Below are 11495 nucleotides of genomic sequence, written 5' to 3' on the forward strand. Positions count from 1 at the left end.
GTCAGGCCGTCGCCGCGCCGCCGAGGCCGGCCACCAGTTGGTCGAACACCAGCCGCACGCGCGCCGGCACCGGACCGCGCTGCGGCCGGTAGACGTAGATGTCCCACGGCTCCGGCTGCTGCTTGTGCAGCACCGGCAGCAGCCGGCCGCTGGCGATATGCCGGTCGGCCACAAAGCCCGGCAACTGGCCGAAGCCCAGGCCGGCCATGATGGCGTCGAACTCGGCGTCCGAATCGCTGCTGAGAAAGCGCGGATTGACCGGCGAGATCTGCTGGCCGCCGGCGAAATACCACGGCCACGCGCGGCCGGTACTGTGGTCGCGCAGCGAGGTGGTCGGCAGCTGGTGCAGGTCTTCGATCCGCTTTGGCTTGCCATGCAGGGCGATCAGTTCCGGCGTGCCCACCGTGCGGAACGGCGGCGACGCCACGCGGCGGGCGACGTAGCGGCTGTCGCGCATGGCGCCGAAACGCACGCCGATGTCGATGCGATCGTCCACCACGTCGGCATGGGTATCGCTGAACTGCACGTCGAACCGCAGTTGCGGATGCGCGCGGCCCAGCGCGGTCAGCACCGGCAGCATCAGCAGGCGGCCCAGCGCCACCGGCGCGGTCAGCCGCACCAATCCGTCTATCTGCCCCGGCGCCGCCGCGTCCGGCCGCTGGAACAGCGCGTCGACCCGCTGCACGCTGTCGCGCGCCTGCGCGGCCAGATGCTCGCCATAGGTGGTGATCTGGATGCCGCGCGTATTGCGGTGAAACAGCAGCTCGCCCTGCGCCGCCTCCAGGTCCTGCACCGCGCGCGTGACCGCCTGCGGCGAAATCCGCAGCCGCACCGCCGCCTCCTTGAAACTGCGCGCTTCCGCCGCGGCCACGAAGATGCGCAACATTTCCAACCGGTTCAGCATTGTCGAGAATTCCTGAAAATGGAATTCTCAAATCATATCATTTCCATTTATTCGCATACCCAGCATTCCTATACTGGCTCCATCAACCAACCACAAGGAGTCTGACATGAGCACCAACATCGACAACAAAGTCGTGGTCATTACCGGCGCCAGCAGCGGCCTGGGCGAAGCCACCGCCCGCCACCTGGCCGCGCGCGGCGCCGCCGTGGTGCTGGGCGCGCGCCGCACCGACAAGCTGGAACAGATCGCCGCCGAGATCCGCGCCACCGGCGGCAAGGCGGAAGTGCTGGCCACCGACGTCACCCGCAAGGAGCAGGTGCAGGCGCTGGTCGATCACGCGGTGCGCGTGTTCGGCCGCGTCGACGTCCTGATCAACAACGCCGGGCTGATGGCGATCGCGCCGCTGGACGAGGTGAAAACCGACGAGTGGGACCGCATGATCGACATCAACGTCAAGGGCGTGTTGTACGGCATCGCCGCCGCGCTGCCGCAGTTCCGCCAGCAAAACAGCGGCCACTTCATCAACATCGCCTCGGTGGCGGGCGTGAAGGTGTTCAGCCCCGGCGGCACGGTGTACAGCGGCACCAAGTTCGCGGTGCGGGCGATTTCGGAGGGCTTGCGCCATGAAGTGGGCGGCAGCATCCGCACCACCACCATCGAACCGGGCGCGGTGGACTCGGAACTCAAGCACGGCAGCTCGCACCAGCAAAGCGCGCAGTTCGTCAAGGAGTTCTACAAGCTGGCGATTCCAGCCGACGCGGTGGCGCGCGCGATTGCTTACGCCATCGAACAGCCGGCCGACGTCGACATCAACGAAATCGTGCTGCGCCCGACGGTGCAGGAGTTCTAAACCGCTTCGCCGCGCCACAGGTAGCGCGGCAAGTCGGCCACCGCCAGCGCCGTGCCGCGCAGCGCCACGCCCTCCGCCAGCAGCCGAGCCGCCTGCTCCGGCGCCAGGCGCGGCAGCTCGCCGCGTGCGTTGACGATGCGGTGCAGCGGCACGTCGCCGCCGGCGCTGCGGCGGATGTAGCCCGGCAGCGCGCGCACAAAGCTGGCATCCACGCCGATGGCCAGCGCCACGTCGGCATAGCGCAGCACGCGGCCCGGCGGAATCGTCGGCACGAAATCGAGGAATTTTTGATACGGGGATTCCGGCAGCGCCGGATAGCGGCCGCCCACCAGCGCCAGCGCATCGCCAACGCGCAGCTCGCCGCCATGGACCACCACGCCCAACACGCCGCGCCGGTGCAGCAGCGCGCCGAGGTCGGGCGCCACGTGGGCGATGCGCTTGCAGGCCTCGCAGAACATGGTCAGCCGGATCTCGACGCCGCCGCTGACCAGCGCCGTCCCCGGCCGGAACAGCGCCGGCTGGTCGCTGTCGATGACGATGTTTTCACCCAGCGCGCCCGGCGCGATGCCGAGCGCGCGCAGTTCGCTGGCCAGCGTCACCAGCACCTGCCGCGGACTCAGCCGGCTGGCATGCGCATCGCCGGCGATGCCGACGCCCGCCTCGCACAGCATGGCGGCACCGGGCGCCAGCGCCACGGCCGGCTGGCCGCGCGCCGGCTTGCGGTACAACTGCGCGATGCGGCCGGCCATGGGCAAGACCGGCTTATTTGCCGGCCACCACCACGCCGCAGGCCAGGCGCTTGCCGGAGTTGCCGGTAGGCTGGGTGACGAAGTCGTCCGGATCGGCATGCACGATCACGCCGCGGCCGATGATGCTGTTGGCGGCGCCGGCGTCCAGCGAAATCTGGCTGGTCGGCACGGTCAGGTGCAGCGACGCCTTGCCGCTGGCGTCGGCAGTGATGTTGCCGAAGTCGCCGCCATGGTGGGCCGGGTTCTGCGGGCCGCCGTGCTGGCTGCTGCCCGGATTGAAGTGACCACCGGCGCTGGTCGCGTCCGGCGCGCTGCAATCGCCTTTTTCGTGGATGTGGAAGCCGTGCACGCCCGGCGCCAGGCCGGCGATATCGGCGTCGATCTGCAACTGGCCATCCTGCTGCTTGAAGCGCACCGCGCCGGTGGTGGTGCTGCCGGTGGTCGGCTTCAGCTCGACTTCGGCGGTGGCGGGGGCGGCGGCATGGGCGGCGCCGGCAACGGACAGGGCCAGCAGGGTGGCGGTCAGACAGGTACGCATCATGAATAGTCTCCTTAAAGATGATGATCCAGCATTATTGTCGCACCTTGTGCCCGCTACGCCACACTCTGTACAAATTTTTATAATTTCGCCATTTTTGAAGTAGTAATATTACAAGACCATTCGGTCCACAGATGATCGGAGGCCAATAACTACGACAACATGGAGACAACGATGAAACTGCAATGTAGTTTTGTTTCGAAGATCAAGTACGCGCTGGCACTTGGCGCGCTCGGCACACTGGCTGCCTGCGGTGGCGGCGACAGCGCCGCGCCCCAATCGGCCCCGGCCGCCCGCCTGATGGGCGGCACCAGCCACAGCACCACCGCCGGCGCCTCGCTGGCGGCCGCGGTGCCGCCGGCAGCCGCCACCATCCGCATGCACTACCACCGCGCCCAGAACGACACCGCGCAATGGGGCGTCTACTCGTGGGACGGCCCCGTCACGCCCAGCCCGGCGTGGATCACCGGCCGCTTCATGATGACCCAGAGCGACAGCTTTGGCGGCTACGTCGACATCCCGGTCAACACCAGCAAGAGCGCCATCTGGTTCCTGCTCACCGACGGCAACGGCAACAAGACCTGCGGCAGCGACCAGTCGGCCACCTTCAACAGCAACATCGCCAGCGCCGGCCAGGAAATCTGGATGCTGGAAGGCGACTGCACCGTCTACACCAGCCCGCCGGCCATCAGCTACGGCAACCTGAACAACGCTAGCGCGCACTGGCTGACCGCCTCCACGCTGGCCTGGCCCGGCGCGCCGGCCAGCGGCGCCAGCTACAAGCTGTACTACGCGGCCAACGGCGGCCTTGGCGCCAGCGTGGACGGCGTCAGCGGCGCCGACGGCAGCATCGCGCTGAGCGGCATCGGCGCGCTGCCGACGGCGTTGCAGCAAAAGTACCCGCACCTGGCCGGCGCCACCGCGCTGAGCATGTCGGCCAGCGACGCCGCCAGCATCGCCGCCAAGGCCGGCAACCAGTTCGCCATCGCGCAGTTTGACGCGGCCGGCCAGCTGGTGCAGGTCACCTCGCTGCAACTGAGCGGCATGCTGGACGACGTGTTTGCCGGCCGCGCCGCCAGCGCCACGCTCGGCGTCAGCATCGAGCGCAACGGCGCGCCGACCTTCCGCGTGTGGGCACCGACCGCCAGATCGGTCAGCCTCAACCTGTATCCGGACGCCAGCGGCGCCGCCACCCTCACCCGCGCCATGACGCGCGACGCCGCCAGCGGCGTGTGGAGCTACACCGCGCCGGACGCCAGCTGGGTCAACCGCTACTACTACACCTACAACGTGCAGGTGCTGTCGCGCTGGGCCGGCAACACGCTGGTCAGCAACACCGTCACCGATCCCTATTCGTTCAGCCTCAACGCCAATAGCCAGCGCAGCTTCGTCGCCAATCTGGACAGCCGCGCGCTGAAGCCGGACGGCTGGGACCACCACCGCGTACCGCGCCTGGACGCGCCGACCGACATCGCGCTGTACGAGCTGCACATCCGCGACTTCAGCGCCAGCGACAGCACGGTGCCGGCCGCGCACCGCGGCAAATACCTGGCCTTCACCGACGAACGCTCGAACGGCATGCGCCACCTGCGCGACATGCAGAAAGCCGGCCTGACCCACATCCACCTGCTGCCCGCCTTCGACATCGCCAGCGTCAACGAAACCGGCTGCGCCACGCCGGCCATCCCGAATGCCGCGCCCAACGCCAGCGACCAGCAGGCGGCGGTGGAAGCGTCGCGCGCGACCGACTGCTTCAACTGGGGTTACGACCCGGTCCACTACACGGCGCCGGAAGGCAGCTACTCGACCAACGCCAACGACGGCGCGGTGCGCGTGCGCGAATTCCGCGCCATGGTGCAGGGGCTGCACGAACAGGGGCTGCGGGTGGTGATGGACGTGGTCTACAACCACACCAGCGCCTCGCAGCAAGGGCCGCTGTCGGTGCTGGACAAGATCGTGCCGACCTACTACTACCGGCTGAACGCCGCCGGCGGCATCACCAACGACAGCTGCTGCGCCGACACCGCGGCGGAAAACGCCATGATGGCCAAGCTGATGATCGACTCCACCAGCACCTGGGCGCGCGACTACCAGATCGACGGCTTCCGCTTCGACATCATGGGCTTCACACCGCTGGCGGTGATGAAGCAGTTGCAGGCCGCCGTCAACCGCGCGGCCGGCCGCGACATCTACCTGTACGGCGAGGCATGGAACTTCGGCACGGTGGCCAACGACGCCCGCTTTGTCCAGGCGCGCCAGGCCAATATGTACGGCAGCGGCATCGGCTCGTTCAATGACCGCATCCGCGACACCCTGCGCGGCGGCGGCTGTTGCGACAGCGGCGACGCGCTGCTGTCGCAGCAAGGCCTGGTCAACGGCGTCTACACCGACCCCAACGGCCACTCGGTGCAAACGAAAGATGACCTGCTGCGGCTGGGCGACCTGGCCAAGGTGGCGCTGTCCGGCACGCTGCGTGACTACCGCTTCACCGACCGCACCGGCACCGTGCGCAGGAACGCGGAGATCGACTACTTCGGCCAGCAGGCCGGCTTCGCGGCGCAGCCGTCGGAAACCATCAACTACGTCGAGGCGCACGACAACCAGACACTGTTCGACATCAACGCCTTCCGCCTGCCGCAGAATACCAGCCTGGCCGACCGCGTGCGCGCGCAGACCCTGGGCGCGGCGTTCACCATCCTGTCGCAGGGCGTGCCGTTCCTGCACGCCGGCCAGGAAATCCTGCGCTCCAAGTCGCTGGACCGCGACAGCTACGACGCCGGCGACTGGTTCAACAAGCTCGATTACAGCTACCAGACCAACAACTTCGGCGTCGGCCTGCCGCTGGCGGCGGTCAACCAGGCCAACTGGGGCCTGATGTCGCCGGTGCTGGCCAATCCGCTGATCAAGCCCGATACCGCCGCCATCATCAGCGCCCGCAACGCCGTGAACGAGCTGCTGGAGATCCGCCAGGACAGCAGCCTGTTCCGCCTGCGCACGGCGCAGGACGTGCAGCAGCGCCTGCGCTTCCACAACACCGGCCCGTCGCAGGTGCCGGGCGTGATCGTGATGAGCATCGACGGCCGGCGCTACGCGGACGCGCGCTACAAGCTGGTGGTCACGCTGTTCAACGTCACGCCGGCGACGCAGACGGTGACGGTGCCGGAACTGGCCGGCCGCCAGCTGAAGGTGCACAAGGTGCAGCGCCGCGCCAGCGGCGCCAGCTACAACGGCAACGGCGGCTTCAGCATTCCGCCGCGCAGCGCGGTGGTATTCGTTGACGACTAGCTGTATAGTTGCCTTACCACCATGTTTTATCCGCGAGGACTTCCATGAAAAAACTGTTCGTAGCCAGCCTGATCTTGACCCTGAGCGGCGCCGCCTTCGCGGCCGAGCCGACCGCGCAGCAGAACAAGATGAAAACCTGTAATGCCGACGCCGCCGGCAAAAAAGGCGATGAGCGCAAGGCCTTCATGAAGGAATGCCTGAGCGCCAAGCCCGCCGCCGAAGCGCCCAAGTTGACGCAGCAGGAGAAAATGAAAAAATGTAATGCGGACGCGAGCGGCAGGAAGGGGGATGAGCGCAAGGCGTTCATGAAGGAGTGCTTGAGCGGTAAATAGACGTTGCCGTGTCTTGCACCCGTCAACCCCGCACACCGCTGCGGCCGGGGTCTGACCCCGTACGGGGTCAGACCCCTTCGCTTGGGGTGGTTTTTTATTATTGTTGCCTTGGCACATTAATTGCTCTGAGTATATTTTTGTGTTCAAAGCAGACGTAATGACCAATTACCCCCAAGCGAACGCGGACATATTCCTACCCCATATGCCCGACGTAGCCCGCTGTGAACTCTCGCTGCGGGAACTGAACCAGATGTGGCGACTGATCGAGTCGTCCGCCAAGATGAACTGCCCGGCCGAGGCGCGCCTGCTGCTGCCGGCCATGGTGGCCACGCGCACCGGTTTCGCGCATCTCGAACAGGCGCTGGTGTCCAACCTGGTGCATGAAAAAGTCCGCCACGTGCTGGCCGACCTCGGCACCCAGGCCCGCTACGCCATCGACATCCTGGTGCGCAACCTGTTCGAGCGCACCGCCGACGTCGGCTTCCTGGCCACCGACGCCGACCTGTGCCGCTTCGTCGCCGGCCTCGACGACGACAGGGACGCCGCCCGCCAGCGCCTGTCCGACTACCGCGACAAGTACACCGTCTACGACGAAATCCTGCTGCTCGACCTGGAGGGCCGCGTGCTGGTCCAGGCCGATCCCGCCACGCCGGTGACTTACAGCCGCGACCCGCTGCTGCAGCAGACGCTGGACGCCAACGGCTACGTCGAAACCTTCCGCGCCACCGACCTGCGTCCCGGCAAATCGCGGGCGCTGGTCTATTCGCACCGCATGCTGCACCCCGACACCGGCGAGCCGGCCGGCGTGCTGTGCCTGTGCTTCAATTTCGAACAGGAGATGGGCGCCATCTTCGCCGCCTACCGCGATCCGTCGCACCGCGCCAACATGCTGCTGCTGGACGCCCAGGACCACGTGATCAGCAGCGCCGACCCGCTGTGGATCCCGGCCGGTGTGCGCGTGCCGACCAACGCCGACGGCCAGCCGCAGTTGCTGATGTTCGGCGGCCGCGAATACCTGGTGCGCACCTTCAGCTCGGCCGGCTACCAAGGCTATCCCGGCCCGGCCGGCTGGAAGGCCCAGCTGATGATCCCGGTCGACCTGGCGTTCCGCGCCAACGGCGGCCAGTCACTGGCCGATGTCGAGCCGGCGCTGATGCAGGGCCTGCTGTCGCACGCCCAGGCCTTCAGCCCGTCGCTGCACGAGCTGATGAGTTCCGTCACGCGCACCACCCGCACCATCGAGCGCATCGTCTGGAACGGCAAGGTGACCAGCGCCGCCAACGACCAGGTCAGCGGCGACGGCAGCCACTCCGGCGGCATCAACAAGCTCAACACGGTGCTCGACCAGATCACCGAAACCGGCGAGCGCAGCGACGCGCTGTTCTCGCACTCGATCCAGGACCTGTACCAGACCGTGCTGGCCTCCAGCATCAGCGAGGCCGAACTGACCTCTCAGCTGCTGGTCGACATGCTGGACCGCAATCTGTACGAGCGCGCCAACGACTGCCGCTGGTGGGCGCTGTCGGCGCAGCTGCGGCGCGGCCTGGCGCAGCCGTCGGACCAGCAGACCAGGGCCATCGCCGAGGTGCTGGCCTACATCAACAGCCTGTACACCGTGTACGCCCGCCTGTTCGTCTACGACCGCGGCGGCCGCATCATCGCCAGCACCGGCGGCGACGACATCGTCGGCCAGTACATCAGCGGCGACACGCTGGGCCGCGTGGCCGCGCTGCGCAGCGAGCTGGATCACTATCCCGAGGCGTTCGGCCCCTCGGCCTTCTACGGCGGCGACGCCACCTACATCTACCACGCCGCCATCCGCCATCCGGAGCAAAGCGCCACCGTGGTGGGCGGCATCGGCATCGTGTTCGACTCGCGGCCGGAGCTGCTCAACATGCTGCACAGCGGCGTGGCCGGCCGCGCCAACATGCGCGCCTACTTCGTCACGCCGCAGGGCCAGGTGCTGTCCAGCACCGACGCCGCCTGCGCGCCGGGCGACGTGCTGAAGCTGGGCGCCGGCCTGCTGGAACAGGCCAATGCGGCCGCCGCCGGCAACGGCGCCAGCGTCTCGCGCATCATGCAGCACGACGGCCAGTACGTGATTGCCGCCTGCACCCGCGCCACCGGCTACCGCGAATTCCGCGCCGTCGATGGCGTCGAGCAGCCGGTGCTCGCGGTGCTGCTGCAGGCCTTCGGCCCGGTACGCAACGAGCTGCCGGCGCAGGCGGCGGTGCGCATCGAGCGCCTGCGCGACACCGGCCCGGACTTCGCCATCTTCTACGCCGGCCGCACGCTGATGGCGCTGCGCGCCACGCAGATCCAGGAGGCGGTGCCGTTCGCCAAGGTGCAGCGCACCACCAGCGCCGGCCACCCGGCGCGCCTGGGCATGCTGGACGTGCCGCTGTCCGGCGGCCGCAAGCACTTCGTCTGGGTGTTCGACCTGGCGCTGCTGGCCACCGGCAAGCCGGGCGCCATCACCGACAACAGCCAGGTCATGCTGGCGCACTGCGGGCAGTCGATCATCGGCCTGCTGGTGGACGACCTGCACTCGGTGCAGCAGTTCGACAGCGCCGACATGACCGATTCGCCCTTCAGCGGCGGCGAGACCGGGCTGGCGCCGCGCCTGATCAAGGCCAACCAGGGCAACGTGCTGATACAGGAGATCGACATCGAGCGCCTGTTCGCGCGCCTGCGCGGCTAGGACGCCGCGTGCTGCTGCTGGCGCGCCTGGCGGCGATACAGCAGCAGCGTGGCAAACAGGCCGCACACCGCGGCCAGCGTCATCCACCATCCCGGCGCGGCCTTGTCGCCGCTGTATTCAATCAGGCCGGTGGCGATGGCCGGCGTAAAGCCGCCAAACAGCGCTGTCGCCAGGCTGTAGGCCAGCGAAAAGCCCACCGTGCGCACGTCCACCGGCATCACCTCGGTCAGCGCCACCACCATCGCGCCGTTGTAGCTGGCGTACAGGAAGGATAGCCACAGCTCCACCTCCAGCATGCGGCCGAAGCCCGGCGCCTGCACCAGCCAGTGCAGCGCCGGATAGGCGGTCAGTATCGTCAGCACGGTAAAGCACACCAGCAGCGGCTGGCGGCCGACGCGGTCCGACAGGGCGCCCATCAGCGGCAGCCAGATGAAGTTGGAGACGCCGATCAGCGCCGTCACCGTCAGCGCGTCGGTGGCGCTCAGGTGCAGCACGCTCTTGCCGAAGGTCGGCGTGTAGACGGTGATCAGGTAGAACGACACGGTGGTCATCGACACCAGCATCATGCCGCCGATGACCAGCCCCCAGTTGCTGACCATCGAGCGGAAAATCTCGTGCAGCTCGGGGCGCCGCGTGCGCGCCTTGAACGCCGCCGTCTCCTGCAGGGAGCGGCGCAGCAAGAACAGCACCGGCACGATCAGGCAGCCGACGAAGAAGGGAATGCGCCAACCCCACGCGTTGATCGCGGCCGGCGCCATCATGGTGTTGAGCGCGAAGCCCAGCGCCGCCGCCACCACCACCGCCACCTGCTGGCTGGCCGACTGCCAGCTGACGTAAAAGCCCTTGTGCCCCGGCGTCGCCATCTCCGACAGGTACACCGACACGCCGCCCAGCTCCACGCCGGCCGAGAAACCCTGCAGCAGGCGCCCGGTCAGCACCAGCGCCGGCGCCAGGTAGCCGATGGTGGCGTAGTCCGGCACGCAAGCGATCAGCAGCGTGCCCATCGCCATCAGCGCCAGCGTGACGATCAGGCCCCGGCGGCGGCCGACGCGGTCAACGTAGGCGCCGAGGAAGATGGCGCCCAGGGGCCGCATCAGGAAGCCGGCGCCAAACGTCATGAAGGTCAGCATCAGCGACGCCAGCTCGTCGCCGGCCGGGAAGAAGGCGGCGGCGATGGCGTTGGCGTAAAAACCGAACAGGAAGAAGTCGAACATCTCCATGAAATTGCCGCTGACGACGCGCATCACGGTGCCGGTCTGGGTAGCCATATAGTCCTCGTTAAAAGCCGCGGCGCCGGGCCGCCATCGGCGTCACTATAGAGGAAATAGTCGTCGGCAAACAACACAACACCCGTTTTGTGCAGTTCGTCGCAAAACTTTCGGCAGAGGCAAGCAAGTTCAGTAAAATTAAAATGTCCAATTGATCAATCTTACCGAGGAATTATCATGCGCCGTTCCGCTGCCGCCATTCTGCTCCCCGTCCTGTTCGCGCTCAGCGCCGCCGCGCAGGCGGCCGAATCGACGCGCGCGCTGCCGCCGTTCATCGCCATCAACGCCAAGGGCGCCTTCGCCATGACGGTGGAAGTGGGCAAGGCGCAGTCGGTGGTGGTCAGCGGCGAGGACAAGTTCGTGGCCAACCTCAAGACCGAGGTGATCGACAACGAGCTGCAGATCACCCTGCCCGACAAAGTCGTCAAAGGCTCGCTCAAGGACCCGCGCATCACCATCACCCTGCCGTCGCTGAGCCGCGTCAAGGTGGAAGGCGCCGGCGAGACGCTGCTCAACAAGGTCAACACCGACCGCCTGGACATCAGCTACCAGGGCGCCGGCCGCCTGGCCGCCGAGGGCAAGGTCAAATACCTGCGCGTCAACGCGCGCGGCGTCGGCGAGGTGGACACCCGCAAGCTGCAGTCGGAACGCGTGGACGTCAGCTTTGAAGGCATCGGCAATGTGAGCGTTTATGCCACCGAGCTGCTGAACGCCGTGGCCAAGGGCATCGGCGAGCTGACTTACTACGGCCATCCGAAAACCGTCAACAAATCGGTCAGCGGCATCGGCAGCGTCAAGGCCGGCGACTAAGCGGCCCGGTGACACCGGGGGCGAATGCGGGTACTATCAGTTGCATAACTGATGAGTA

Annotated in this window: 9 protein-coding genes; 5 read left to right on the forward strand and 4 right to left on the reverse strand. The window is 67.3% G+C overall.

What is annotated here, in order from left to right; translation table 11 throughout:
- Position 1: 1 nt before the first annotated feature.
- A complete protein-coding gene (locus tag FHW58_RS22845) occupies positions 2–904 on the reverse strand; it encodes a LysR family transcriptional regulator (RefSeq protein ID WP_179675490.1) in 903 nt (300 codons plus the stop codon).
- Positions 905–1010: 106 nt separating this feature from the next.
- On the opposite strand from FHW58_RS22845, the gene FHW58_RS22850 reads away from it, so the two are divergent.
- Positions 1011–1754, forward strand: coding sequence for an SDR family oxidoreductase (locus FHW58_RS22850; protein WP_179675491.1), 744 nt, complete (start codon positions 1011–1013; stop codon positions 1752–1754).
- Here FHW58_RS22850 and FHW58_RS27340 read toward each other — a convergent pair.
- Positions 1751–2503, reverse strand: coding sequence for an MGMT family protein (locus tag FHW58_RS27340; protein ID WP_218892856.1), 753 nt, complete (start codon positions 2501–2503; stop codon positions 1751–1753). The genes FHW58_RS22850 and FHW58_RS27340 overlap by 4 nt on opposite strands.
- A gap of 13 nt (positions 2504–2516) precedes the next feature.
- Complete coding sequence (locus tag FHW58_RS22860; protein ID WP_255484695.1) at positions 2517–3044, reverse strand: superoxide dismutase family protein; 528 nt, start codon at positions 3042–3044, stop codon at positions 2517–2519.
- Between the two features lie 171 nt (positions 3045–3215).
- On the opposite strand from FHW58_RS22860, the gene FHW58_RS22865 reads away from it, so the two are divergent.
- The 3 genes from FHW58_RS22865 to FHW58_RS22875 all read left to right on the forward strand — a co-directional run bounded on the left by FHW58_RS22865 (position 3216) and on the right by FHW58_RS22875 (position 9359).
- Positions 3216–6326 carry an alpha-1,6-glucosidase domain-containing protein gene (locus tag FHW58_RS22865; protein WP_179675492.1) on the forward strand — a complete coding sequence of 1037 codons (3111 nt, stop codon included), beginning with the start codon at positions 3216–3218 and terminating at the stop codon, positions 6324–6326.
- Between the two features lie 44 nt (positions 6327–6370).
- The gene (locus FHW58_RS22870) at positions 6371–6658 is read left to right on the forward strand and encodes a PsiF family protein (RefSeq protein ID WP_179675493.1); all 288 of its coding nucleotides are present in this window, start codon (positions 6371–6373) and stop codon (positions 6656–6658) included.
- Positions 6659–6908: 250 nt separating this feature from the next.
- Complete coding sequence (locus FHW58_RS22875) at positions 6909–9359, forward strand: chemotaxis protein CheW (protein ID WP_229265468.1); 2451 nt, start codon at positions 6909–6911, stop codon at positions 9357–9359.
- On the opposite strand, the gene FHW58_RS22880 is transcribed toward FHW58_RS22875, so the two are convergent.
- Complete coding sequence (locus tag FHW58_RS22880; RefSeq protein WP_179675495.1) at positions 9356–10627, reverse strand: MFS transporter; 1272 nt, start codon at positions 10625–10627, stop codon at positions 9356–9358. The genes FHW58_RS22875 and FHW58_RS22880 overlap by 4 nt on opposite strands.
- 177 nt (positions 10628–10804) lie before the next feature.
- On the opposite strand from FHW58_RS22880, the gene FHW58_RS22885 reads away from it, so the two are divergent.
- A complete protein-coding gene (locus FHW58_RS22885) occupies positions 10805–11437 on the forward strand; it encodes a GIN domain-containing protein (RefSeq protein WP_179675496.1) in 633 nt (210 codons plus the stop codon).
- Positions 11438–11495 lie beyond the last annotated feature (58 nt).

This window comes from Duganella sp. 1224, assembly GCF_013408245.1.
In the GTDB taxonomy this organism is placed as follows: Bacteria; Pseudomonadota; Gammaproteobacteria; order Burkholderiales; family Burkholderiaceae_D; genus Rugamonas.